Origin of the sequence: Alcanivorax sp. (assembly GCF_019431375.1) — a bacterium.
Classification (GTDB): Bacteria; Pseudomonadota; Gammaproteobacteria; order Pseudomonadales; family Alcanivoracaceae; genus Alcanivorax; species Alcanivorax jadensis_A.
Genome location: NZ_CP080267.1, coordinates 2249108 through 2274515, shown reverse-complemented (window position 1 = coordinate 2274515; position 25408 = coordinate 2249108). Strand labels below are relative to the sequence as shown.

General features: G+C 57.2%; 24 protein-coding genes and 2 pseudogenes. 15 read left to right on the top strand and 11 right to left on the bottom strand.

Annotated features, from left to right (window positions below; genetic code table 11):
* Positions 1-85: 85 nt before the first annotated feature.
* The 3 genes from KZ772_RS10595 to KZ772_RS10585 all read right to left on the bottom strand — a co-directional run bounded on the left by KZ772_RS10595 (position 86) and on the right by KZ772_RS10585 (position 2127).
* On the bottom strand, positions 86-979 hold the full coding sequence (locus KZ772_RS10595) for a haloalkane dehalogenase (protein WP_290536546.1): 894 nt from the start codon (positions 977-979) through the stop codon (positions 86-88).
* A 193-nt stretch (positions 980-1172) separates the two neighbouring features.
* The gene (locus KZ772_RS10590) at positions 1173-1454 is read right to left on the bottom strand and encodes an aldo/keto reductase (protein WP_290536545.1); all 282 of its coding nucleotides are present in this window, start codon (positions 1452-1454) and stop codon (positions 1173-1175) included.
* A 4-nt stretch (positions 1455-1458) separates the two neighbouring features.
* Positions 1459-2127: an aldo/keto reductase gene (locus KZ772_RS10585; RefSeq protein ID WP_290536544.1), complete on the bottom strand. Its 669-nt coding sequence runs from the start codon at positions 2125-2127 to the stop codon at positions 1459-1461.
* A 220-nt stretch (positions 2128-2347) separates the two neighbouring features.
* On the opposite strand from KZ772_RS10585, the gene rdgC reads away from it, so the two are divergent.
* Positions 2348-2812, top strand: a complete 465-nt coding sequence (gene rdgC / locus KZ772_RS10580; RefSeq protein ID WP_290536543.1) for a recombination-associated protein RdgC — start codon at positions 2348-2350, stop codon at positions 2810-2812.
* 292 nt (positions 2813-3104) lie between these two features.
* On the opposite strand, the gene KZ772_RS10575 is transcribed toward rdgC, so the two are convergent.
* Positions 3105-4058 carry an aldo/keto reductase gene (locus KZ772_RS10575; RefSeq protein WP_290536542.1) on the bottom strand — a complete coding sequence of 318 codons (954 nt, stop codon included), beginning with the start codon at positions 4056-4058 and terminating at the stop codon, positions 3105-3107.
* A 220-nt stretch (positions 4059-4278) separates the two neighbouring features.
* On the opposite strand from KZ772_RS10575, the gene KZ772_RS10570 reads away from it, so the two are divergent.
* Positions 4279-5184: a recombination-associated protein RdgC gene (locus KZ772_RS10570; RefSeq protein ID WP_290536541.1), complete on the top strand. Its 906-nt coding sequence runs from the start codon at positions 4279-4281 to the stop codon at positions 5182-5184.
* A gap of 105 nt (positions 5185-5289) precedes the next feature.
* Here KZ772_RS10570 and KZ772_RS10565 read toward each other — a convergent pair whose 3' ends face one another.
* Positions 5290-5844, bottom strand: coding sequence for an ATP-dependent zinc protease (locus KZ772_RS10565; RefSeq protein WP_290536540.1), 555 nt, complete (start codon positions 5842-5844; stop codon positions 5290-5292).
* 70 nt (positions 5845-5914) lie between these two features.
* Positions 5915-7408 carry an NAD(P)/FAD-dependent oxidoreductase gene (locus KZ772_RS10560; protein ID WP_290536539.1) on the bottom strand — a complete coding sequence of 498 codons (1494 nt, stop codon included), beginning with the start codon at positions 7406-7408 and terminating at the stop codon, positions 5915-5917.
* A 200-nt stretch (positions 7409-7608) separates the two neighbouring features.
* Here KZ772_RS10560 and KZ772_RS10555 point away from each other — a divergent pair, with 200 nt between their 5' ends.
* From KZ772_RS10555 to KZ772_RS10545, 3 genes are all read left to right on the top strand, one after another.
* A complete protein-coding gene (locus tag KZ772_RS10555) occupies positions 7609-8319 on the top strand; it encodes an alpha/beta fold hydrolase (protein WP_290536538.1) in 711 nt (236 codons plus the stop codon).
* Positions 8312-8527, top strand: a complete 216-nt coding sequence (locus tag KZ772_RS10550; protein ID WP_035245397.1) for a DUF1653 domain-containing protein — start codon at positions 8312-8314, stop codon at positions 8525-8527. Before KZ772_RS10555 ends, KZ772_RS10550 begins: the two co-directional genes overlap by 8 nt.
* Before the next feature lie 180 nt (positions 8528-8707).
* Positions 8708-10057, top strand: a complete 1350-nt coding sequence (locus KZ772_RS10545) for a DEAD/DEAH box helicase (protein WP_290536537.1) — start codon at positions 8708-8710, stop codon at positions 10055-10057.
* 291 nt (positions 10058-10348) lie between these two features.
* On the opposite strand, the gene KZ772_RS10540 is transcribed toward KZ772_RS10545, so the two are convergent.
* The 3 genes from KZ772_RS10540 to KZ772_RS10530 form a co-directional block, all read right to left on the bottom strand.
* Positions 10349-11101 (bottom strand): SDR family oxidoreductase, encoded by a 753-nt coding sequence (locus KZ772_RS10540; protein ID WP_290536536.1) that lies wholly within the window; start codon positions 11099-11101, stop codon positions 10349-10351.
* A 99-nt stretch (positions 11102-11200) separates the two neighbouring features.
* Entirely contained in the window at positions 11201-11878 is a 678-nt protein-coding gene (locus KZ772_RS10535) for a histidine phosphatase family protein (RefSeq protein WP_290536535.1), read from the bottom strand.
* Positions 11878-12708 carry an SDR family oxidoreductase gene (locus KZ772_RS10530; RefSeq protein ID WP_290536534.1) on the bottom strand — a complete coding sequence of 277 codons (831 nt, stop codon included), beginning with the start codon at positions 12706-12708 and terminating at the stop codon, positions 11878-11880. The genes KZ772_RS10535 and KZ772_RS10530 overlap by 1 nt, the downstream gene beginning before the upstream one ends.
* 148 nt (positions 12709-12856) lie before the next feature.
* On the opposite strand from KZ772_RS10530, the gene KZ772_RS10525 reads away from it, so the two are divergent.
* Positions 12857-13780 carry a LysR family transcriptional regulator gene (locus KZ772_RS10525; RefSeq protein ID WP_290536533.1) on the top strand — a complete coding sequence of 308 codons (924 nt, stop codon included), beginning with the start codon at positions 12857-12859 and terminating at the stop codon, positions 13778-13780.
* Between the two features lie 153 nt (positions 13781-13933).
* On the opposite strand, the gene KZ772_RS10520 is transcribed toward KZ772_RS10525, so the two are convergent.
* Positions 13934-14389, bottom strand: a complete 456-nt coding sequence (locus tag KZ772_RS10520) for a helix-turn-helix domain-containing protein (RefSeq protein WP_290536532.1) — start codon at positions 14387-14389, stop codon at positions 13934-13936.
* Positions 14390-14505: 116 nt separating this feature from the next.
* Between KZ772_RS10520 and KZ772_RS10515 the strand changes: the two genes are divergently transcribed.
* The 8 genes and pseudogenes from KZ772_RS10515 (at position 14506) to KZ772_RS10480 (ending at position 23885) form a co-directional block, all read left to right on the top strand.
* Positions 14506-15231: an SDR family oxidoreductase gene (locus tag KZ772_RS10515; protein WP_290536531.1), complete on the top strand. Its 726-nt coding sequence runs from the start codon at positions 14506-14508 to the stop codon at positions 15229-15231.
* A 109-nt stretch (positions 15232-15340) separates the two neighbouring features.
* A complete protein-coding gene (locus KZ772_RS10510) occupies positions 15341-15931 on the top strand; it encodes a 2-hydroxychromene-2-carboxylate isomerase (protein ID WP_290536530.1) in 591 nt (196 codons plus the stop codon).
* Between the two features lie 213 nt (positions 15932-16144).
* Positions 16145-17227, top strand: coding sequence for a mechanosensitive ion channel domain-containing protein (locus KZ772_RS10505; protein ID WP_290536529.1), 1083 nt, complete (start codon positions 16145-16147; stop codon positions 17225-17227).
* Between the two features lie 321 nt (positions 17228-17548).
* Positions 17549-17968: a hypothetical protein gene (locus tag KZ772_RS10500; protein WP_290536528.1), complete on the top strand. Its 420-nt coding sequence runs from the start codon at positions 17549-17551 to the stop codon at positions 17966-17968.
* Between the two features lie 54 nt (positions 17969-18022).
* Positions 18023-19186, top strand: a pseudogene (locus tag KZ772_RS10495) (IS3 family transposase).
* Positions 19187-19838: 652 nt separating this feature from the next.
* Entirely contained in the window at positions 19839-20852 is a 1014-nt protein-coding gene (locus KZ772_RS10490; protein WP_290536527.1) for an SIR2 family protein, read from the top strand.
* 9 nt (positions 20853-20861) lie between these two features.
* Positions 20862-22592: an ATP-binding protein gene (locus KZ772_RS10485; RefSeq protein WP_290536526.1), complete on the top strand. Its 1731-nt coding sequence runs from the start codon at positions 20862-20864 to the stop codon at positions 22590-22592.
* A 609-nt stretch (positions 22593-23201) separates the two neighbouring features.
* Entirely contained in the window at positions 23202-23885 is a 684-nt protein-coding gene (locus tag KZ772_RS10480; RefSeq protein ID WP_290536525.1) for a hypothetical protein, read from the top strand.
* 108 nt (positions 23886-23993) lie between these two features.
* Here KZ772_RS10480 and KZ772_RS10475 read toward each other — a convergent pair.
* Positions 23994-24218: pseudogene (locus KZ772_RS10475) on the bottom strand (polyamine aminopropyltransferase); the annotation flags it as partial.
* A gap of 187 nt (positions 24219-24405) precedes the next feature.
* On the opposite strand from KZ772_RS10475, the gene KZ772_RS10470 reads away from it, so the two are divergent.
* Positions 24406-25230 (top strand): hypothetical protein, encoded by an 825-nt coding sequence (locus tag KZ772_RS10470; protein ID WP_290536524.1) that lies wholly within the window; start codon positions 24406-24408, stop codon positions 25228-25230.
* Positions 25231-25408 lie beyond the last annotated feature (178 nt).

Genomic DNA, 25408 nt, shown 5'->3' with positions numbered 1-25408 from the left:
GTTTACGCCAGGGAGATTGCGACCCGGTAAAGAAAGCGCAAGGCTCACTGAGCCCTGCGCTCTTTATAGCGTGCGGGCGGGGTGCCTACGATTCCATCCCGGCAATCAGCGCATTCACGGCGCGGGCAAACTGCACCGGCGAATCCTCCTGAAGAAAGTGACCGCCTACCAGGGTCTGGTGAGGCTGTCCCTTGGCGCCGGGAATACGCTCCTGCATGTACTTGTCGCCGCCCCTGGTGATCGGGTCGCCGTTGCTGAAGGTGGTCAGGAACGGTTTGTTCCACTGTTCCAGCACTTTCCAGGCCTTGCGATTGGCATCGCTGGCCGGGTCATCCGGGGTTACCGGTACCAGCTTCGGGAATGCTCGGGCGCCGACTTTGTATTTCCTGTTCGGGAAGGGGGCATCGTAGGCGCGGCGCTCATCCGGGCCCAGTGTCTTGAAGGTGCCACTGCCGATAATGCGGGCGATGGGGAACACCGGGCTGTAAAGCGCGAAATTCTTCCACACGTGAAACGCCTTGGGGACTTTCAGATCGCCAGTGGGCAGCATGCCGTTACCTACCACGATGGCGCGGAAGCGTTCCGGGTTTTCCGCCGCCAGCCGCAGGCCCAGCAACGAGCCCCAGTCCTGGCACACCAGGGTAATGTCACGCAGGTCCAGTTGCTCCAGCCAGGATTGCAGCCAGTCCATATGGCTCTGGTAACTGTAGGCGTTGATGTCGGTGGGCTTGTCGGACTTGCCGAAACCGATCAGGTCCGGAGCCAGCACCCGATGCCCGGCGGCGGCGCAGATCGGAATCATGTGCCGGTACAGGTACGACCAGGACGGCTCGCCATGCATCATCAGCACCGGTTTGGCATCCGCCGGGCCTTCATCCAGATAATGCATGCGTAGCCCGCCCACGTCTGTGTAGTGGGGTTCGAAGGGGTAGTCCAGCAGTCGCTCGAAACGGGAATCCGGGGTGCGCAGAAAATCCATGGCCGGTCCTTGTTGGTTGAGAAGAAAAACAGCTCTCAGCAATACCACTAGATGCCGGCAATGGCCAAGTCGTTACAGGACAAACCGTGATGGTTGTCGTTGGAGCGTTGCTTGCAAAGCGAATATCCCGGTCATGGAATATCGAGTTCGCCTTGCGAGCAAGGCTCCAACGGTGGAGGGGTAGGGTTGAGGTTTACTCGTCCCAGAGACCTTCCAGGGTGTAATCGCTGCCCGGCTGTGCCCAGAAACCGCCGTCCACGTAGCGGCGGTGACGGTCCAGCTCGGCGATGGCCTGCATGTCATCCTCGCTGAGTGTCAGGTCGGCGGCGGCCAGGTTCTGTTGCAGCCGTTGCGGGTTCACCGATTTCGGAATCACCGCCGTGCCGCGTTGCAGGGCCCAGGCGATCAGCACCTGTGCCGGGCTGGCGCTGTGGTGGTCGGCGATGTCATGAATGATCGGATCTTCCAGCAGCACCGGTTCATCCTCGGCCTTGAGGCCGTCCGGGCGGTCGGAGGAGCCCAGCGGGGAAGTAGGCGGTCAGGTGGATGCCCTGTTGCTGGCAGAAGCGCAGCATGGCGTTCTGTTGCAGGTAGGGGTGCAGTTCGATCTGGTTCATGGCCGGTTTCAGACGGGCCTTGCCGATCAGGTCTTCCAGCTTCTTGACGCTGAAATTGGACACGCCGATCTGCCGGGTCAGATTCTCGTCCACCAGCGCTTCCATGGCAGCCCAGGTGGTGGCTACGGGCAGCTCATTCAGCGAGACCATGTCGTTGCCGGACTGGGGAAAGGGCACGCCCTTCTTCAGGGCCACCGGCCAGTGCATCAGGTACAGGTCCAGATAATCCAGCTTCAGGTTGTTCAGGGTGGTTTCCAGGGCGGGCTGTACATCCTCCGGGGCATGGTCGCTGTTCCACAGCTTGGAGGTGATCCACAGGTCCTCGCGCTGCACGGTGCCGGCGGCGAACACATCCTGCAGGGCCTGGCCGATTTCGTCCTCGTTGCCATAGATATGGGCACAGTCGATGTGCCGGTAGCCCATCTCGATAGCCGCCTTCACCGCCTCGTAAACCTCGCCGGGCTGGGATTTCCAGGTACCCAGACCCAGTTGCGGCATGGCGTCGCCGTTGGCAAATGTCAGTGTTTTCATCACCTGCTCCTGTAGATGCTGTGTGACAGTACCGGCCGCTTTTGGCAGCCGGTCAAATACCCTACCCACAGTGACCCCCCAAGGGCACCGCAGTTCCTGCCGGATTGTTGTCCGATTCTCCGGAATGAGCGCTTGAGCCGCTTGGGGCATTTCGCTACTGTGGCCAACCCTTCTATTTCGGCGGCGCCTTTTCTCGCCGCCCCTTGTTTGGAACCTGTTTATGTGGATCAAGAATCTGGTTGTGTTTGTGGGCGAAGAGGCCTTTCCTTCCTCCGTGGCCGAGCTCGATGAAATCCTGGACCAGAACCGCTGTCAGCCCTGTGGCTCCCAGACCCTGCGCACCGAAGGCTTTGTGCCGCCCCTGAAAGGGCAGGACCCGATGGTCTATGCGGTGGACGGTTTTATCTACTGCACCTACCAGGAAACTTCCCGCCTGCTGCCCGGGCCGGTGATCAAGGAGCTGCTTGACGAGAAGGTGGAGCACATCCAGGAAGAGGAAGGCCGCAAGGTCGGTCGCAAGGAAAAAGCGGACCTGAAAGAGCAGATCACCTTCGAGCTGATGCCCCGCGCCTTTACCCGCTCTCGTCGCACTTCCCTGCTGATCGATACGGAGCAGATGGTGGCCTGCCTGCGGAGCATCGGCACCCTAACGGTTGCGTCACGCCAGCCGCGAAACCGCCCCTAAGCTGGTGGCCTGCTGCGCAAAAGGCCATCGGCAGCTGGGGTTCGAAGGGGTAGTCCAGCAGTCGCTCGAAACGGGAATCCGGGGTGCGCAGAAAATCCATGGCCATCCTTGTTGGTTGAGAAGAAAAACAGCTCTCAGCAATACCACTAGATGCCGGCAATGGCCAAGTCGTTACAGGACAAACCGTGATGGTTGTCGTTGGAGCGTTGCTTGCAAAGCGAATATCCCGGTCATGGAATATCGAGTTCGCCTTGCGAGCAAGGCTCCAACGGTGGAGGGGTAGGGTTGAGGTTTACTCGTCCCAGAGACCTTCCAGGGTGTAATCGCTGCCCGGCTGTGCCCAGAAACCGCCGTCCACGTAGCGGCGGTGACGGTCCAGCTCGGCGATGGCCTGCATGTCATCCTCGCTGAGTGTCAGGTCGGCGGCGGCCAGGTTCTGTTGCAGCCGTTGCGGGTTCACCGATTTCGGAATCACCGCCGTGCCGCGTTGCAGGGCCCAGGCGATCAGCACCTGTGCCGGGCTGGCGCTGTGGTGGTCGGCGATGTCATGAATGATCGGATCTTCCAGCAGCACCGGTTCATCCTCGGCCTTGAGGCCGTCCGGGCGGTCGGAGGAGCCCAGCGGGGAGTAGGCGGTCAGGTGGATGCCCTGTTGCTGGCAGAAGCGCAGCATGGCGTTCTGTTGCAGGTAGGGGTGCAGTTCGATCTGGTTCATGGCCGGTTTCAGACGGGCCTTGCCGATCAGGTCTTCCAGCTTCTTGACGCTGAAATTGGACACGCCGATCTGCCGGGTCAGATTCTCGTCCACCAGCGCTTCCATGGCAGCCCAGGTGGTGGCTACGGGCAGCTCATTCAGCGAGACCATGTCGTTGCCGGACTGGGGAAAGGGCACGCCCTTCTTCAGGGCCACCGGCCAGTGCATCAGGTACAGGTCCAGATAATCCAGCTTCAGGTTGTTCAGGGTGGTTTCCAGGGCGGGCTGTACATCCTCCGGGGCATGGTCGCTGTTCCACAGCTTGGAGGTGATCCACAGGTCCTCGCGCTGCACGGTGCCGGCGGCGAACACATCCTGCAGGGCCTGGCCGATTTCGTCCTCGTTGCCATAGATATGGGCACAGTCGATGTGCCGGTAGCCCATCTCGATAGCCGCCTTCACCGCCTCGTAAACCTCGCCGGGCTGGGATTTCCAGGTACCCAGACCCAGTTGCGGCATGGCGTCGCCGTTGGCAAATGTCAGTGTTTTCATCACCTGCTCCTGTAGATGCTGTGTGACAGTACCGGCCGCTTTTGGCAGCCGGTCAAATACCCTACCCACAGTGACCCCCAAAGGGCACCGCAGTTCCTGCCGGATTCTTGTCCGATTCTCCGGAATGAGCGCTTGAGCCGCTTGGGGCATTTCGCTACTGTGGCCAACCCTTCTATTTCGGCGGCGCCTTTTCTCGCCGCCCCCTGTTTGGAACCTGTTTATGTGGATCAAGAATCTGGTTGTGTTTGTGGGCGAAGAGGCCTTTCCTTTTTCCGTGGCCGAGCTCGATGAAACCCTGGACCAGAACCGCTGTCAGCCCTGTGGCTCCCAGACCCTGCGCACCGAAGGCTTTGTGCCGCCCTTGAAAGGGCAGGACCCCATGGTCTATGCGGTGGACGGCTTTATCTACTGCACCTACCAGGAAACCTCCCGCCTGCTGCCCGGGCCGGTGATCAAGGAACTGCTCGACGAGAAGGTGGAGCACATCCAGGATGAGGAAGGCCGCAAGGTGGGGCGCAAGGAAAAGGCGGATCTGAAAGAGCAGATCACCTTCGAGTTGATGCCCCGCGCCTTCACCCGCTCCCGTCGTACCTCCCTGCTGATCGATACGGAGCGCAAGCGGGTAATGGTGGATGCCTCGTCCGCCAGCCGCGCCGAAGAAGTGGTGGCCTGCCTGCGCAAGGCCATCGGCACCCTGCCGGTGGCGTATCCAGCCCCCAACTCCGCCCCCTACACCAGCTTCAGCAACTGGCTGAAAGACACCAAGCTGCTGCCGGAAGGCTACACCCTGGGTGACCGTTGCGAGCTGAAAGGCACCAAGGACGAAGGCGCTGCGGTGAAGTTCACCGCTGTAGATCTGGGTCAGGACGAAATTCTCGCCCACCTGGAAACCGGCATGGTGGCTACCCGCATCAATCTGGCCTGGCAGGATTCCCTGGAGCTGGATGTGAACGACAAGCTGGAGATCAAGCGCATCAAGGCGCTGGATCTGCTGCAGGAAAACATCGACGCCATGGATGCAGACGATGCAGTGGCAGAACTGCAGGCGCGCATCAGCCTGCAGGGCAATGTGCTGCGCGAGGCGCTGGATGGATTGTTCGGTTATTTCGAGGTGAATCCGGCGTAACCTGAAGCCGGACACCCTTTGCCGTAGGAGCGTCGCTCGCGGCGCGATGGCAAACGCCTTTAATCGCGCCGCGAGCGACGCTCCTACGGAAAGAGAGGGAAGGGCTCAGTCATCAATGTCCTTGTCGTCTTCCTGGTCCTTGTCCAGTTTGACGATGGAACCTTCATCGCAGTCCGGGGAGTGGGTGAAGGTCCGGGTCACATCCAGATAACCCAGGTGGGACAGGGTGCGGCGGCCCAGCAGTACCGGGTAGATCATGTCCGAGCGGTCGTTCAGGGTGAATTGCTCTTCATAGACGGTGTTGCCCATACACAGATTCATCAGCACCACCGGGCGACGATCGGCACCGCCGGCACCGCGGATCAGCACTTTGCGGTAACGGGGCTTCTCGAAGGTTTTTTCCATCTTTTTACCGCTGGCTTCATCGCGCACGTCCACGGTAAAGCGCACCCAGTTTTCCCCGTCTTTTTCAAAAATTTCCACATCGGTGGCGTGCAATGACGAGGTCAGGGCGCCGCTGTCCAGCTTCGCCTTCAGTTCCACCCCCCAGGGTTCCAGCGTGGCCTTTTCCACCCAGCCGAATACCGGGCGGTCGGCCGCCAGGGTCTGGCCGGCCAGCAGTAACAGGGCAGGGAGCAGGGCAAGTGTCAGGCGAGGCATGGCATCTCCTTGATGATTCATGTCGAACAGTACGACCGGTAACGGGCGGTCCGGTTCCCGCCTGTCCTGATCAGACCGGACCGGGTTCGAACTGGTACTTGTCCGGCTCGAACTTGCGGGTGCGCATCCAGTACTGGAAGGTGAAGCTTGGCCACAGGGTACGGTTTTTGCCGAATTCGTCCAGGTACCAGCTCTCACAGCCACCGGAAGACCATACCGCATCATCCAGTTGTGCCTGCAGGCGCCGGTTGAAGCCCGCCTGCACCTCCGGCTTCACGTCCAGGGACCCGGCGTCCTCACGCAGCAGTTTGTTCACCGCCTGCATCACGTAGTTCACCTGTGCCTCGATCATGAACACGATGGAGGTATGCCCCAGGCCGGTGTTGGGGCCCAGCAACATGAAGAAATTGGGGAAGCCGCTCACCGAGATACCCAGGTAGGCTTCCATGCCGGTCTCGTCCCAGGTGTCGCGAATTTCCTTGCCCCCCTTGCCGACGATCTGCATGGGACCGATGGGGTCGGAAACCTTGAAGCCGGTACCGTAGATAATGCAATCCGCGTCCCGTTCCACGCCCTGGCCATCGACAATGCTGTGGGCTTTCACTTCCTGGATGCCGTCGGTGAGTACCGCCACGTTGTCGCGATTCAGTGACGGGTAGTACTCATCGGACATGAGGATGCGCTTGCAGCCGATGGTGTAGTCCGGGGTGACTTTCTTGCGCAGCTCCCGGTCCTTGATGTTGCGGCGGATAAAGTGGCGGCCATAGAGCTCCGCCAGTTTCATGGCGCGCGGATCCACCGCCAGACCCAGTACCCGGCTTTCCATCCACCAATAGATGCCGCCGCGGAACAGTTTCTGGGTCACCGGCACGGTTTTGAACAGCAGTTTCTCGATCTTGCTCATGCGCCGGTCCGGTTTGCTCAGCACCCAGGGCGGGGTGCGCTGGTACAGATCCAGCTGTTTTACGTCCGGGGCAATGCGCGGCACGAACTGGATGGCGCTGGCGCCGGTGCCGATCACCGCCACCCGCTTGCCGCTGAGATCATAGTCATGGTTCCAGCGGGCAGAGTGAAAGGTCTCGCCCTGAAAGTTTTCCAGCCCCGGCAGTTTCGGGTAGGCAGGGATACTCAGCGCACCGATGCCGGAGACGAAAATGCGGGTGGTCAGCTCGGTGCCGTCATGGGTGGTCACATGCCAGATCTGCTGCTGCTCGTCGTAGACCGCTCGCTCCACCTCGCAATTGAAGCGCATGTGGGGGGTAACCCCGAACTTGTCCGCGCAACGTTTCAGGTAGTCCCAGATCTCCTGTTGCGGGGCAAACATGCGCGACCAGCGCGGGTTGGGGGCAAAGGAATAGGAATACAGATGGGAGGGCACATCGCAGGCGCAGCCCGGGTAGATGTTGTCACGCCAGGTGCCGCCGATATCGTCAGCTTTTTCCAGCACCACGAAATCATCGTAGCCGGCTTGCTTGAGCTGGATCGCCATGCATAGACCGGAGAACCCGGCGCCCACCACAATCACCTGATGGTCTGCCCGGGTAGCATTATTGTTTTTGCTCATTGTGCACCTCCCTGGTTGCTTTCATCATGGCGCAAGGCGTCCGGACGGGCCACCGCTGTTGCGCATTGCCAGCACACCGTTACCGACGATAAACAAAGCCGAAGCGCCATGACCCGGGCGCGCCCTCTGCCCGCGTCATGACCAAGGTGGTCGCCACCATGCCAGTTACGATGGGGGCAGAGAAACATGAGGAATTTGCGATGACAGACAAGCCATCCGCGCCCTCCCTGGGGCTGTTGCTGGGAGAAAGCCGGGCCATGCTGGCCTACGGGCGTTACCTGCTGCGGGGCATGGGCCATCGTCAGCTGCCTGCCGGCAGTGGCCAGCCGGTGCTGGTAGTACCCGGGTTCGGCGCCAGCGATGCCAGTACCCGCCCCCTGCGACGGGCGCTGACCCGACTGGGCTACAGCGTGTACGGCTGGGCCCAGGGCACCAACCTGGGCATGAACAGCAAGCGCAAGGCCATGCTGGTCAGCCAGCTGCAGGCCATCCATACCCGTCATGGCCAGCCCGTGGCGTTGATCGGCTGGAGCCTGGGCGGCGTGTTTGCCCGGGAGCTGGCGCGGGCCTACCCGGAACGGGTCAGCCAGGTGTTCACCCTGGGGAGTCCCATCAATGGTGACCCGGAAGCCAACAATGTGACCACCCTGTTCAACCTCTTTAATCCCCGGCGACCGCCGCCGGACCGGGAAGCCTTCGAAGCGCGTATCCCGGCACCGCCGGTGCCCTGCACGGCCATCTTCACCAAACAGGATGGCATCGTCTCCTGGCAATGCAGCCAGGAAGAAGAGGGCCCGCTCACCGACAACGTGGAAGTGCAGGGCACCCACGTGGGCCTGCCCTGGAATCCCCAGGTGCTGGCGGCCATCGCCGAGCGCCTGGCCCGCAACCCGGAGAAAGGCAATGAGTGACCTGCAACCGGGCCGCTACCGGCACTTCAAGGGCAACGAGTACCAGGTCATCGGTACCGCCACCCACTCGGAAACCGGCGACACCCTGGTGGTCTATCGGCCGCTCTACGGCGATCAGGCCCTGTGGGTACGCCCGCTGGCCATGTTCACCGAAACCGTGGAGCGCGACGGCAAGGTCCAGCCGCGCTTCGCCCGGGTAGGCGATTAGCCCGCCCCCGCCCCCCGGCCCCGTTGGAGCTATGCTTGCATGGCGAATGGGGTTCTGTTTCAGGCAAACGCACTGCGAACCTGACAGCTATTCGCCATGCAAGCATAGCTCCTACAGCAATAAGGCAGTCATTCGCCAAGATAGTCGTTACAATGGCCCCTCGATAGCGGAGCCCATTGCATGACCACCTTTGCCGACCTCAATCTGCACGAGCGCCTGATCAAGGCCCTCGGCGAACTGGAAATCACCACCCCCACGCCCGTCCAGGCGTCAGCCATTCCCGAGGCCCTGGCCGGCCACGACCTGCGTGTGGTCGCCCGCACCGGTAGCGGCAAGACCGCCGCCTTCATGCTGCCCCTGCTGCACCAGCTGCTGCAGCACTCCCGGCCGCGTACCGACACCCGTGCGTTGATCCTGCTGCCCACCCGTGAGCTGGCCCAGCAGACCCTCAAGCAGGTGGAAGCCCTGGGTCGCTACACCTTCATCAAGGCGGAGCTGATCACCGGCGGCGAAGACTTCAAGGTACAGGCCGCCAAGATGCGCAAGAACCCGGAAATCCTCATCGGCACCCCGGGGCGCCTGATCGAGCATCTGGAAGCCGGCAACCTGCGCCTGCAGGACCTGGAAATGCTGGTGCTGGACGAATCCGACCGCATGCTGGACATGGGCTTCAGCGATGATGTGCTGCGCCTGGCCGCGGAATGCCGCGCCGAGCGCCAGACCCTGCTGTTCTCCGCCACCAGCGGCGGCAACGCCATGGAGAAAATGGTCGCCTCCACCCTGCGCGCGCCCAAGTCCCTGATGCTGGATTCCGTGCGCGACCTGAACGAATCCGTGGTTCAGCAAGTGATCACCGCCGACGACGTGAAACACAAGGAACGGCTGGTGCAATGGCTGCTGGCCAACGAGACCTACGACAAGGCGGTGGTCTTCACCAACACCCGCGAGCAGGCCGACCGCCTGGGCGGCGTGCTGGTGGCCTCCAACCTGAAAGTGTTCGTGCTGCACGGCGAGAAAGACCAGAAAGACCGCAAACTGGCCATGGATCGCCTCAAGGCCGGGGCCGTGAAAGTGCTGGTCGCCACCGACGTGGCCGCCCGTGGCATTCACGTGGACGGTCTGGATCTGGTCATCAATTTCGACATGCCGCGCAGTGGTGACGAATACGTCCACCGCATCGGCCGCACCGGCCGGGTGGGCGGCGAAGGCACCGCCATCTCCCTGATCGCCGCCCACGAATGGAACCTTATGGCGAGCATTCAGCGCTACCTGCGCCAGAACTTTGAATACCGCCTGATCGAAGCCTTGAAAGGCAACTTCCTGGGGCCGAAAAACCTCAAGTCCAACGGCAAGGCCGCTGGCAGCAAAAAGAAAAAAATGAAGAAAAAGGCCGATGCCAAAAAAGGCAAGAAACCGGCGAAGAAAAAAGTGGTAGCGAAGAAAAATTCACGGACCAACAAGCCGGTACCGGATACCAACAGTGGTTTTGCTACCGTGAAGAAGCGGAAAAATCCCGGGCCGATCGACTGAAAGGCAGAGGATTTCTAAAGGCAATTAATAGTTAATAGTGAATAATTAATAGCGAAACCAAAAAAGAAGACCCCTCGAAATATCTCCAGTTATTATGCGAGCTTTCGTGGCTTGGGGTGAATGGATTCCCTCTGAGGCTTCTGTGGTACAGTCGGAAATTGTTAGACTGGTTTTCAAGGCAAGAGGCCGCGCCATCATGTTGGGCGCGGCCTCTTGCGTTAGAGTATCGCGGCGCTTTATCGCGCAACTATTAATTATTCACTATTCACTATTAACTATTAATTGCTTTTTTCACATCATTTTCCCGACCATCTTTAACGGCAAATGCCGCATGGCAAAGCCCAGCGGCCCCCAGGGCCAGCCTGGCACCGACGCATTTTTCGGTTCTTTCTCGATGGCCTTCACCAGTGCCTTGCAGCCGGTTTCCGTGTCTACCAGGAAAGGTGTGTTTTTCACCTTCTCGTTGATCTCGGAACGGATAAACCCGGGGAAGATGGTGGTTACCTTGATCGGGGAATTCTGCAATTCCACCTGCAGGCCTTCGGCCAGCATGGCTACGCCGGCCTTGGTGGCGGCGTAGGTGGTGAGGTTTTTCTTCATGCCGCGCATGGCGCTGATGGAAGAGATCATCACCAGGTGGCCGCTATTCTGGGCGCGGAAAATTTCCATGGCCGCTTCGGTCTGCGCCAGCGCCGCCACGAAGTTGGTTTCCGCGGTTTGCCGGTTGGCATAGAAGTAGCCGGTGCCCAGCGGCTGGCCCTTGCCCATGCCGGCGTTGATGATGACGCGATCAATGCCGGCCATTTCCGTGCGGAACGCATCGAACACCGCAAACACCTGGTCGTAATCGTTCACATCCAGCGGCTTGATCAGCACCTGGATACCCGGATGCTTTTCTTCCAGCTCGGCCTTCAAGGTTTCCAGCCGGTCCATGCGCCGGGCACACAACGCCAGGTTGCGCCCCATGGCCGCAAACAATCGCGCCATCCCTTCGCCCAGTCCGGAGCTGGCACCGGTGATTAGAATATTCTTGCGTGTCGGCATGGTTATCCCCGCTTTCAATGATTCGTTGTAGGAGCGTCGCTGGTGGCGCGATCACCGTGCGCATGGAATCGCGCCGCCAGCGACGCTCCTACGGAAAAGTTAGCGATACGTCACCTGCTCGCTCGGCAGATGCAGATGCTCGTTCACCGAGACTAGCCGCAGCTTGCCGGCATTCACAAGCACGCGGGTCACACTGGTGTTGATCAGGGTGCGGTTCCAGGTGATCAGGGCTTCGTCGGTGAGGCCCATCAGCCGCTGGATGATCACGCTGATGGCGCCGCCGGAGGTGAACACCAGGGCGCTGTCGCCGCTGCTCAGGCTGTTGCCCAGGCTGTAGGTGCTGGCCAGCACCCGTTCGCGGAAGGCGGGCCAGCTTTCGCTGTAGTCACCGTCGCCGCTTTGCCAGCGACGCAGGGCCTGCTCGAAGCGGGCCTGGAACACCTTGCGCGGATGCTCCTGCTCGGCCAGCCACTGGGTCAGCGCCGCCCGGTCGGTGGCCAGGGGCCAGTCCACGGCCAGCAGTTCAGTGTGGTTGTATTCGTTGAAGCCGGTATCGGTGTGCCACTCCTTCGGCAGCCCCAGTTCGCCCAGGGTCGCTTCGGCGGTTTCTTTGTGGCGTCGCATGGTGCCGCAGATGGAGCGGGGCACACCCAGATCCTGGTTCTGCAGGGCATGGCCGAGAATGCGGCTCTGTTCCCAGCCCACATCGGAAAGCTGATCGTAATCTTCCTTGCCGAAGCTGGCCTGGCCGTGGCGGATCAGGTAGATCACCGGCATCAGGCCTGCTCCGCTTTTTCCAGTTTGCCCTGCAGTCGTTGGGCGCCTTTCAGCATCACGCGGTTAAACACGAACGGCATGAAACGCTTCATCCAGTAGGCCCGGCGACCACTCTTGTGCGGCAGCAAAAAGAACTGCTTTTTAGCCACCGCCTGCTTGATCATTTCGGCAATCTGGTCGGCAGTGAGTTCGTCACTGGAAAGCAGCTTGTCCACCGTCTCGATCATGCCCGGTTCCGGGGTGCGCATGGATTCGTGCAGGTTGGTGCGGAAAAAGCCCGGGCACACCACCGTGGTGTGGATGCCGTAAGGCGCCAGCTCAAAACGCAGGGTTTCCGACAGGGAAATCACCCCGGCCTTGGTCACGTTATAGCTGCCCATCACCGGCGCGTGCAGCAGCCCGGCCAGGGAGGCGATATTGACGATATGGCCATGGCCCTGGCGCTTCATCATCGGCACGAACACTTTGCAGCCGCGCACCACGCCTTTCACATTGATATCGAAGATCCAGTCCCAGTCCGCCATGTCACCGCGATCGATACGGGCGGCACCGGCCACCCCGGCATTGTTCACCAGCACATCCAGGCCACCCCAGTTCTGCTCCAGCCATTCGCGGGCATTGTTGAAGCTGGCCGCGTCGCGCACATCCAGATACTGGAACTGCAGCTCGCCGGGCAGATCCTTCAGGGCCGCCAGGGTGTCTGCGGCGCGCTCCTGATTCACATCGCCGATCAACACCCGGGCGCCATCGCGCAGCCAGGCCTCGGCCATGGCGCGCCCCAGCCCGGAGGCGCCGCCGGTGATCAGGATGCGTTGTGGGGTCTGGGTCATGATGTGTCCTGTTGTCATGGTGATTTCGGTCGTGGATTGGGCGTCAGGCGTCGACCCGCCGAGATCCGGGGTCTTATCCATTGACCGATGCTAGTGACGGCGTTTCAATAAATCCAATGAATCCTCGCAATGATTACTGATAAACGCCATGCATGTTTCGCGGTTCGATCTCAATCTTTTCGTGGTCTTCGATGCCATCTACACCGAAGGCTCCCTGACCCGCGCCGCCAAGGTGCTCAACCTGACCCAGCCGGCGGTGAGCCACGCCTTGGGGCGCCTGCGTGACCGCTTGGGCGACCCGCTGTTCGTGCGCCAGGGCAGCCGTATGGTGCCCACCGCCCGGGCCCGGGCCATGGTCAGCCCGGTGCGTCATGCCCTGGGGGGCTTCCAGCGCTGCCTCAGTGATGAAGGCGGTTTCGATGCCAGCGAGGCGGAGCGCACCTTCGTGCTGGGCCTGCGCGATGGCCTGGAAGGCTGCCTGCTGCCATCGCTGATGGCGCAGCTGTTGGAAGACGCTCCCGGGGTGCGTTTGCAATCACTCACTATCAGCCGAAAGCAGATGGCCACTGAGCTGGCCAGTGGCCGGCTGGACCTGGCCTGCGACGTGATGCTGGCCCTGCCGGAATCCATCGAGCACCTGCCGGTACTCAGCGGGCCGCTGGTGGTGATGATGCGCGAGGGTCATGAGCTGGCTGATGACATGGATCTGCCCGGCTACCTGGCCGCCCAGCATGTGCTGGTGTCGTCCCGCCGCGAAGGGCCGGGGCTGGAAGATTTCGGCCTGGCCCGGCAGGGCTACCGGCGCCATATCCGCCTGCGCTGCCAGCACTACCAGGCGGCCATCAGCACCGTACAGAACACCGACTTGCTGCTCACCCTGCCGGCCACCCTGGCCGGTCGCCTGTCTCGCAAGGGCATGGTGATCAAATCCTTCCCGGCCGACCTGCCCGGCCTGGAAATGCACCTCTACTGGCACCGCGACCAAAGCGCCGACCCGGCCCACAGCTGGTTGCGGCAGAAGGTGTTGGCGTTGTTGAAAGAACAGCAGGAGCAGTTAACAGTTAACAGTTAACAGTTAACAGTTAACAGTGAATAGTTAACAGCGCGCGAGATCGCGCCAGTGTTGGCTAAAGCGCAGAGGCCGCGTCCCAGTGATGGGCGCGGCCTCTATGGTTGCAGGAACAGAAGCCTTCCCCGCGAGCTGTTCACTGTTACCTATTAACTGTTAACTAAAGTAGTGCGGGTTTTCCTCCACCCGAATATCGCTGGGCTTCACCACGTCGCCGCAGTGGCTGCATTGCAGCTGGGCTTCCAGGGGCTCGCCGCACTGGCGGTGGTAGCGAAAGAGGGGGGCGCCGTGTTCGCCGGCTAGGTGCTTGTCGCCCCACTGGGCCAGATGCACGATCACTGGGTACAGCTCCTTGCCCATGGCAGTGAGCCGGTATTCATGGCGCAGGGGGCGTTCCTGGTAGGCCACCTTGTCGAGCACGCCGCCCTCGGTAAGCTTGCGCAGGCGGTCGCTGAGCACATGGCGGGTGACGCCCAGGCGTTGCTGGAAATCATCGAAGCGGCGCACACCCATAAAGCAGTCGCGCAGCACCAGCAGCGTCCAGTTGTCGCCGATAATGGCCAGGGTGCGGGCCAGGGAACAGGGCTGTTGATCGATGTCTTGCCAGCGCATGCTAAACCTCCGTGAACGTTTTCTGATCATACAGGGTTGACGAGTTCTCAAAAAGAACTGACTATAAGTTCTAAATGGGAACCAACTGCTGGCCCCGCAACAAACCAGGAGGCTCCATGCCTGAATCCGCCGTCGTTGTAATCGGTGCCGGTGATGCCACCGGCGGTGCCATCGCCAAACGCTTTGCCCGCGAAGGCTATACCGTCTGCGTCACCCGCCGTACTGAAGAGGCGTTATCGCCCCTGGTGCAGGAGATCGAACAGGCCGGCGGCAAGGCCCGACCGTTCGGCTGCGATGCCCGCGACGAGGAGCAGATGGTGGCGCTGTTCGACACCATCGAGAAAGAAGTGGGGCCGGTGGAAGTGGTGGTGTTCAACATCGGCGCCAACGTGTTCTTCCCCATCCGTGAGACCACCGCCCGGGTGTACCGCAAGGTCTGGGAAATGGGCGCCTTCGCCGGTTTCCTGGCCGGCCGCGAAGCCGCTCGCGTGATGGTGCCGCGCAACAAGGGCACCATTATCTTCACCGGCGCCACCGCCTCGGTGCGGGGCGGCAAGGGCTTCTCCGCCTTCGCCGGTGCCAAGTTTGCCCTGCGCGCCCTGGCCCAGAGCATGGCCCGCGAGCTGGGGCCGGAAGGCATCCACGTGGTGCACCCCATCATCGATGGCGCCATCGACACCGCCTTTATCCGCGACACCTTCCCGGCCATGTACGCCAAGAAAGATCAGGATGGCATCCTCAACCCGGAACACATCGCCGACACCTACTGGATGCTCCACCAACAACCCCGCGACGCCTGGACCCACGAAATCGACCTGCGCCCGTGGATGGAAACGTTTTAGATAACCAATAACCCTTCACCGTAGGAGCGTCGCTGGCGGCGCGATTCCCGACGTTGGGTTATCGCGCCGCCAGCGACGCTCCTACGGAAATTCCTGAAAGGAAAAACCCATGACCCCAAAAATCGAATTCCTCTTCGACGTAGGCAGCCCCACCGCCTACCTGGCCTGGAGCCAACTGCCGGCCCTGTGCCAGCGCACCGGCGCTGAACTGGTCTACGTCCCCGTCTTGCTCGGCGGCATCTTCAAGGCCACCGGCAACAACCCGCCCGGCGCCGTGCCCGCCAAGGGCATGTACATGATGCGCGACCTGGCCCGCTACGCCGCGCGCTACCAGGTGCCGCTCACCATGAACCCCCACTTCCCGGTGAACACCATCACCCCCATGCGCATCATCACCGCCGCCATCGGCACCCCGGAACAGGATGCCGTCATCACCGCCCTCTACAACGCCATGTGGCGCGAGCCCTGCAAACTGTCCGAGGTAGACGAAATCACCCGTGTACTCACCGACGCGGGCCTGGATGCGCAAGCCTGGCTGGAAAAAGCCGCCAGCGATGAAGTGAAAGAACAGCTCAAGGCCAACACCGAAGCGGCCGTGAAGCGCGGTGTGTTTGGCGCGCCAACCATGTTCGTGGGCAATGAAATGTTCTTCGGCCAGGACCGGCTGGATTTTGTGGAAGAAGCGGTGAAAGGCAGTTAATAGTTAACAGTGAATAGTTAATAGCGAAAATCAAAAAACAGGAGTCGAATGTCCTGGGCGTAAATAGCCTGCCTCTGTAGGAGCTATGCTTGCCCCCAAGGGGATCTGCGACATGCGAACCGGCGCTGGCCGGCCAAGGCAAATCGGGGGAAGACCTGCCTCATTACCCCTGTTAAGTTATCAAGGAGTCGGTGACGCCTTGGCGGGGGACATATGCAGCAGACGATTCAGGAAGCGCTGGTTGCGTGGGTAGATGCGGCAGGGCTGGCCCTGCTTGCCATCATCGCCGGGTTGCTGGTCTATAAAGCGCTGGTCTACCTGATTGGCCGTTTTGCCCGGTCTGACTCCGTCGGCCGTATCTTCTTCGACGCGGCGGCGCGGGCCATTGGTGTGTCGCTGGCCCTTATCGCCCTGAGCAGCGTGCTGTACACCGTGCCTAACGATCTGCCCTGGCTGGCAGAGATACGCCATGGCACCACGCTGCTGCTGATCATTGCCCTCACCTGGACCGCGGTGGGGTTCACCTCCGCCATTGGCGACGTCATCGTCAAACTGAACCCGGCCTACGAAAACGAATGGAAGCGGGCGCGCAAGGTGGAAACCCAGACCCGCTTTCTGGTCCGTTGCCTGAATATCGTCATCGTACTGGTCGGCACCGGTGCCGCCCTGATGACCTTCGATTCCGTCCGCCAGATCGGCACCAGCCTGCTGGCTTCCGCCGGTATCGGCGGCATCATCCTCGGCTTCGCCGCCCGCCCGGTGCTCAGCAACCTGCTGGCGGGCATGCAGATCGCACTCACCCAACCCTTTCGTATCGATGACGCCATGTTCGTGCAGGGCGAATGGTGCTGGGTAGAAGAGGTCACGGCCACCTATGTGGTCCTGCGGGTGTGGGACCTGCGCCGTCTGGTGGTGCCGCTGCAATGGTTTATCGAAAACCCCTTCCAGAACTGGTCACGCAATACCGCCGACCAAATTGGTAGCACCCTGATCTGGGCGGATTACGGTATCCCCATTGAGCCGTTGCGCGAGGAATTCTATCGCCTGCTGGAAGCGGCCTCGGAGTGGGATGGTTCCACCGGCACCGTTCAGGTCGTGGAAGCCGGGGAAAAAGCCATACAAATCCGCTTCCTGATGAGCGCCAAAAACTCCACCACCCTGTGGAACCTCAGGTGCTCCATCCGCGAAGACATGATCGCCTTTATCCAGAAACGCTTTCCCCAATACCTGCCCCGCTATCGTGGCCAGCTGGAAGAGCCGCAGGAGCCAACCGGGCCGGCCAACGTGTTGCCCTGATTTGACAGGGCTGCACACACCAACAGAGCCCCATTGCCGTGGGGCGGTTTTCGTTATTCATTATTAACTATTCATTTTTAATTTATCTGCGCGTTTCCTTGTCCTCCAACATTGTGTAGATTCGGAACTGGATCACAAATCAAAAACCGGTCAGCCAGGGTGGCGTGGCCTGCGAAAGCGAATCGGGGGAAGGGATGCCTGTCTGTTTATCTTTATGTCGGCCTGGTGCTGGCTTCTGCAATGACTTCTCTTCTCTGGCTCGGCGCTCGGGGCAAGACCTGACACCGATTATGTGGCTCTAACGTGTGGAGAGAGACGAGCATGGATTGGAATAATGCCGTTGTTGGTGCGCTCATTGGTGGCGCACTAACGTCAATGGGCTTTATGTACAAGAGAAGAGTTGAGAATCACGTGATTCTTAATCGGTCTCTCTACCAGCTCTTAAATCTCTATAGGTCTATTAGATCTGCCGCTATAAGGCCGTCGGCGGCTGCAAAAATCATAGTTGAGGCTCTCCATGAGATTTTCCCAGAGTCAAAAAGCGACCCGTCAATGGCGGGTGTCGAAGAACTTTACGGTGAGATGTTAACGGAATTATTTAAAAAGACTTCAGGATCCGAGGACGAAGGTTTGCTCCAGATGTACCTTGGTGCTGTGGAAAACCTCTCAGCGGTTGATCCAGTTTTGGCTTATAGGCTTAGCGCAAACGCTGGCTTAAAGCGTTACTTTGTAGTGGTCTAATGAATCCGGACACCAACGTAGGTGGTAAAGTTACCACCTTAATCGAGGTGTCAGATGACCAGAAAACGACGTTCCTTTACTCCTGAGTTCAAGCAGGAAGCCGCCAGCTTGGTGTTGGATCAAGGCTACACTGTTCCCCAAGCCAGCACATCGCTTGGTGTAGTTGAGAGCGCGCTGCGGCGCTGGGTCAAGCAGCTTGAGGCTGAACGCCAAGGTGTTACCCCCAAAGGCAAGGCTCTTACCCCGGAACAGCGCCGGATACAGGAGCTTGAGGCTCGGTGTGAGCGCCTGGAACGGGAGAAGAACATTCTAAAAAAGGCTACTGCTCTCTTGATGTCGGACGACTGGAATCGTACGCGCTGATTGACCAATTAAGTGAGCAAGAGCCTGTGGAATTGGTCTGTTCAGCGTTTAATGTGCATCGTTCCTGTTACTACGAACACCGTAAGCGGTGCCGTCGTATTGATGCGGAGAGGGTAGCCTTGAAAGCCAAAGTGAACTGCTTATTCAATCAGAGTCGCAGCTCGGCGGGAAGCCGTACGATACAAGGGCTCCTCAATGAGCAGGGGGGAGGAAATTGGCCGTTTCAAGGTACGCAGTCTTATGCGTGAACTCGGGCTGGTCTGCAAGCAGCCCGGGCCTCATGCTTACAAGCAGGCGACAGTAGAGCGGCCCGATATACCGAACCATCTGGATCGAGAGTTTACGGTGGCAGCCCCGAATCAGGTGTGGTGTGGAGATATCACCTATATCTGGACGGGGAAAGGCTGGAGTTACCTGGCTGTCGTGCTGGATCTCTACGCCCGGCGAGTTGTGGGCTGGGCCATCTCCAGCCACCCGGATGCAGATCTGGTGGTGAAGGCCCTGGATCATGCCTGGGAGCAACGAGGTCAGCCTGAGAAAGTCATGTTCCACTCGGATCAGGGCAGCCAATATGCCAGTCGCATGTTCCGGCAGCGGTTGTGGCGCTATCGGATGCAGCAAAGCATGAGCCGGCGGGGCAACTGCTGGGATAATGCGCCAATGGAAAGGCTGTTCCGTAGCCTGAAGTCAGAATGGGTGCCGACAATGGGCTACCGCAACTTGCCTGAAGCAAAGAAAGATATCGGTGACTATCTGATGGGTTACTACAATCACCACAGGCCACACAGCTACAACGGCGGAATCGCCCCTGCGGTGGCAGAAGAAAAACCTAAATCACTGTCCGGGATTAGTTGACCACTACACTTGGTAGCGGCGGATGAGGAAACGGCAAACCTAAGGCGCATGGCGGCTGCCGAGCTTTCAGAGGAAGACATGAAGTACATTAAGGCCTGTCATGAGGAAGCTGCTGAGTTGGCCTCAAAGGAGGCTCTACACGAATTGAAGATAGATCTTCTGCTTTTGTCGATCAGGTGCGGAGTCTTTCAATTTATTGCGGTAGCTCGGCGGGTGTGTAGGAAGCATGGTCTTTCTGTCGGAGAAACGGAGAGTATAAAGGCTAATATAAAGGCTCTGCTTGAGAACCAGATCAAGGGTCAGCATGCTGAAACCTAGAGGCTCTAGAGGCTCTAGAGGCTCTAGAGGCGCTTTGGGTTAGGCCTAGGTCCGTGCTTTAAATAGCAAAATATAAGATCTGACCTCAAGCGCATGCGCTTACTTTCAACGAATGAAATAACATTAATTTCTGGATGGTTCATTAACGATATTTCCCATAAACGAAGTCAATGCTGCAGCGCAGCGTGAAGGTCGGGTCTCTTATCTCCTGTTTGAGTATGTGAGCGTTATGAAGATGGAGAGGCCTGCCCCTAGACTCCTTGGGGTGAGTAATTTCCATCGGCATAAAATATGTTAGAAGAAAAAATTTAGTGCGAATAAGAGAGAGAATAGGATGCTTGATTTTAACTACCCCAAACAAGCTCAGGAATTCTATGGGAAGGGGCCTGCCATCATTATGGGTAGCGGTGCCTCGGCTGCATACGGTATTTCTGGAATGTGGGATCTGGCGAATCATTTGGTCGAAAATACTGATACATCGGGGCTCAATGCTGCAGAAAACGAGACATGGTGGGAGTTCTGTCAGCTGCTAAACGATAGTGTCGATCTGGAGTCCGCCCTACATCAAGTAACAGCTTCTGAAGAACTGACAGCTAGGATTGTCAAATCCACTTGGTCGCTGATTAACTTTGAAGACAATAAAATATTTCAGAAGAGCCTTCAAAACAGTGCGTTGTTCCCATTGAGTCGCCTTCTTGAGCATATGTTCAAAAGCAGCCTTAAAAAAATAAACGTTGTCACAACAAACTACGATCGTTTGGCGGAATATGCATGCGACCAGGCTCGCATTTACCATTACACCGGCTTTACCCACGGATTTTTCCGTCAGCTCGCAGATCCTGAAGAAATAATTAGCTCGCGTAGAGTTAATATTTGGAAAGTTCATGGATCTCTGGATTGGTTTCAGTCTCCCCTAGAAGATACTGTAGCCCTCACAAATATCCAGGAGATACCGGATAATTATCAACCTCAGATTGTTACCCCAGGAACACAAAAGTACCAAAAGACGCATCTTGAGCCTTTTCGTTCCATTATTAATAACGCCGATCAGGCGCTCAATGAAGCCGGGTCTTACCTTTGTGTGGGTTACGGTTTTAATGACGAGCACATCCAGCCCAAACTGATGGTGAAGTGCCTTCGGCAGAAAACACCTATAACTATTATCACCTATGCGCTGTCTGAATCAGCTAAGAAGCTTATTCTTGACGGTAAGGCTCAGAACTACCTTGCAATAGAGAGAGGTGAAACAGACGATCAATCCATCGTTTATTCTTCTCTAGATAAAGATCCGCTGAAAGTGGAAAAAAATATCTGGAGTCTTGATGGTTACCTAGAACTAATAATGTAGGAAGAAGGCATGTCGATTTTTAACTTTAGGGACGAAGAAGCTCTTGGGAAAGTTGCTTCAGTCGATACAACAAATGTAATCGTAGAAGTGGAAAACGTCGATCAGTTAAAAAGATTGCAAGTTAATCATCTTTCTGTTCTTCAGAGTAGCAGGCCTGGGCAGCATCTTATCGGTATAATTACACAGGTGACACGTAAGCGCGGCATCGAACAAGTTGTAAATGACGGCATCAGCGAGCATGCCTCAGAGTTGAATTTGTGTCGTATAGCTCTGATTGGAACCATGTTGGACCGTGATGGTGAAAAGGAAAATGTGTTTCGTCGCACTCTTGAGAGTGTTCCTGAAATCGATGCGAATTGCTTCTCGCTTGAAGGCGAAAACCTCACGGGTTTTATGAGAACCCTTTCCAGTGTTTCTGCCGATGGAAATGCCTTGACTCTCGGAAAATACACGCTGGATGAGCATGCTATCGCTTACCTCAACGGAAACAAATTTTTTCAGCGACATGCCTTCATTGGTGGTAGCACAGGCTCGGGTAAATCATGGACAACTGCTAAAGTCATCGAGCAGGTGTCTGGCCTCTCTACCGCTAACGCTATAGTCTTCGATCTTCATGGTGAATACGCGCCTTTGGTAGGTAAAGGAATTCAGCATTTTAAGGTGGCCGGTCCCGCAGACGTTGAGGCAAAACGCACCATTGATGATGACGTTATTTACCTTCCGTACTGGCTGCTTTCTTATGAGGCACTCGTTTCCATGTTCGTCGATCGTAGTGATCAGAATGCCCCGAATCAGGCCATGATCATGGCGCGCGAAATAAACAAGGCGAAGCAAAAGTACTTGGAAGAAAACGGTCAGAAAGACGTGCTCAAGCATTTCACAGTCGATAGCCCTGTCCCGTTTGATCTCAATGTCCTTATGGGGAGGTTGAATGAAATTAACGTCGAGATGGTGCCCGGAGCGGGCGGCAAACCGAAGCAAGGAGATTTCTTCGGAAAGCTCGCCCGCATGATTTCCCGCCTTGAGAATAAAATTTCTGATAGACGTCTTGGCTTTATGTTCAACGGCGATGATGGCCTGCTGGATTTCTCCTGGCTTGAGAAATTCACCACTGCGGTACTCGGGAGCACCGATGAAAACGGAAAGGCAGGGATCAAGATTATTAACTTCTCGGAAGTGCCATCTGACATTCTTCCATTGATTGTGTCTCTAGTTGCACGAGTCACCTTCTCCGTCCAACAATGGACTCCATCGGAGTTGCGCCATCCTATTGCATTGCTCTGTGATGAGGCGCATCTTTATATGCCTCAGCGCAATATGGCCGACTCTGTCGATGATATTTCGCTTGATATTTTCGAGCGCATCGCGAAGGAAGGGCGTAAATATGGCGTTAGCCTGGTTGTGATAAGTCAGCGTCCGTCCGAAGTAAATAAGACGATGCTTAGCCAGTGCAGTAATTTTGTATCCATGAGGTTGACCAACGCAGAGGATCAGGGCGTTATCAAGCGTCTACTTCCTGACAGTCTTGGTGGATTTAGCGATATCTTGCCGACGCTGGATACTGGTGAGGCACTTGTCGTTGGTGATGCTAGCCTGCTACCAAGCCGAATTAGAATCGATGAGCCAAAAAATAAACCAAATAGCGGTACGGTTGATTTTTGGGACGAATGGCAGAAGCCAGTCAAGAGTAGACGTTTGCCAATCGCTGTTGATAACTGGCGTAAGCAGAATATCCAATAGTGGGGAAAATGAGCTTGTGGTTTTGGGGTCGGCTCTGGTAACGGATAACGAGGGTCAGGTCTTTCCCCGTGCGCTTCTGGCTCCTGGTGGTCGGTATATCTAAACGAAAATGCTCTTGCTTCCAACGAAGACAAGGGCATTTTTTTCGTAGCTCGTAGCTCGTAGCTCGTAGCTCGTAGCTTGCAGCTCCTAGCCGTTTATCGCCTAAACGGCGGCAACACCTGCGCCATAAACGGCGGCACACACCTGCGCCCCTTAAACATAGCCGCTGAATAATGCTCCCTCCCAACCCCTTTTGCGTTGGTGTCCGCTTTTCGGAATACACTCACATCGCGGTTCTGCGCTCCAGGCTGCTCTTGGATTACTTTTAAGTGGCACCATCGTATTGAAATCTGATGGGCGCTCCTGCCTGGCTTTTAACAGGTTGAATGGTTTTGCCTTTTCCAGGAATCAAGTCTCATTTCCTGAAATGTAAGATATCACTTACAGCAATGTACGACACCGTTGGATAGAATTACCGCCTTCAACGCACCTCTGAGAAGGGGCGATTTCTGCACTTAACGATGAATCATCATTGGGGGAAGTATGTATCACTCTATAAGAGCGTTAATGGCTCTTTCTGCCTGTTTGATTGTCACTGGCTGTGCCACCGTGACAACGGATGAGCTCACAGTCGCTGAATCCGAGGAAATGTCTGAAAAGACGGTGGTGATGAGCCGCTACAAGGAGCTGCCAGACTTCGTGGCACAAACCGCCACCAATGCACAATTCGGTTTTTTGGGCCTGGCTGCTGCAAAATCCAATGGCAATGCCATGATCCAGAATAATAATATTGCTGATCCAGCGGTAGCTATTTCATTGCAACTCGCGGAAGGTCTTGAGAAAAGTTACAGCCTTAAAGTTATTGAGAATGGCGAGCTGAAGAGTGAATCCGCAAAGCTAGAAAACCTTGTCGAGGTTTATCAGGGCTATGACTACATTCTGGATGTTCGCACGCTGGGGTGGCGATCTATCCATTTTCCGACTGACTGGAATAGCTACAAGGTTTTCTACGCTGCGCACGCCAGACTAATCGATGCGGCCACTCAGAATGTGGTGGCAGAAGAGTTGTGTAATTACATTCCTGAATACGAAGACTCGAATGACGCTCCTTCGTATGAAGAACTGGAAAATGGCGAAGGCCTGCGAAGTGAGCTGGCAAAATCCGTCAGCTATTGCGTGGATTACATAACAACAATGGCCAAGCTGCATAAGCAGGAGAAGGAGCAGGATCTGGCGGCAGCCAAGGAATAATCAGCCGCTTTCGTATGTTTTGGAAAGCTACCCTCCTGAAAAAAAGAATGCCCTTGCTTCTAGCGAAGACAAGGGCATTCTTTTTCGTAGCTCGTAGCTCGTAGCTTCTTAGCCCTTAATCGCCTTCTCCATAAACGGCGGCAACACCAGCGCCCCTTTATGCTGGGCCGCAGTGTAGTACTTGGTTTCGAACCCTTTGCCTGTGGCATCGCCTTCGCGGAACTGGCTCACGTCGGTGTTCTTGCCGGCCATGGTGCAGCTCCACCAGCCGCTGGGGTATACGGGCTGCGGGAAGGGCAGGGTCTGGGTGGTGGTAAAGCCCGCTTCGCGCATGTACATTGTGTAGATTCGGGACTGGATCACAAAGAACAACCGGTCAGCCAGGGTGGCGTGGCCTGCGAAAGCGAATCGGGGGAAGGGATGCCTGTCTGTTTAACTCTATGCTGGCCTGAGGCTGGCTCCTGCGATGACTTCTTTGGTTTTTTGATAATGCGTTGCTCAGAGTGAGGCAGGGGGTAAAGTGAAGTTATTAATAGGGTTGCTTTTCGTATTTATGATGGTGGGTTGTGGTGATGGGGTGGAAGTGGAGAGGGGCGCTTACTCTGATCCTGATAAGGTTTTCGATGAAGCATTGCAGGCCCATCGAGATGGTAAATACGAGGAGGCGCTGAGAAAACATATCTGGTTTCATCAGTATGCGCTTGATTACCAGCCCTCTTTATATGGAGTCAGATTGTCATATGCCTTGAGCGACTGGCGCTGTTTGGCCACTAAGTACCCTGATGCGTTAGTCGCTTTGGAGTATTTTGCTGAGAAGGCAGAGGATGAAATCAAAGATGGTGGCGATGTTTACTCTGTCTTTCACGATTTTGAATCTATCAATAAAGTTCTCGGCAATGAGGAGCGAACAATCGCTCTCTTTGAGTGGCTAGACAGAAATGATGAGTGGCTGGCGGAGAAGGTTTCCAATTTGGCTCGTCCGGCATTAATAGATGCTGAGAAGTACACCCTGATCGGGAAATATCTTGATTCTGAGAGAGAGCTGGATATGCAGCTGATGCAGCTGGACGTTGTAAGTAGCTTTGATGTTCCGGGTGCTAAGGGTGGCGAAATGGAAGCCTATGCGTATGAGACTTTTTCTGAAGATATTCAAACTATGGTCGCTATCCTTGCGAAGAATGGTCGCCTTGACGAGATTGAAAGGGTGTCGAGAAAAGCCACAGAGAAGTGGGATAATGAGGGCTTCAGAGCGCAATTGAAACTAGCACAGCGTGGGGTTTTCCCAGAGCGAAAAAAGAACAACAGTGCCTGCTGTCGCCAGAGTGAATGTGTTGAAAGTGAATAGTCGGTGGTGCGGATAACGAGGGTCAGGTCTTTTCCCGTGCGCTTCTGGCTCCTGGTGGTCGGTATATCTAAACGAAAATGCTCTTGCTTCCAACGAAGACAAGGGCATTCTTTTCGTAGCTCGTAGCTCGTAGCTCGTAGCTCGTAGCTTGCAGCTCCTAGCCGTTTATCGCCTTCTC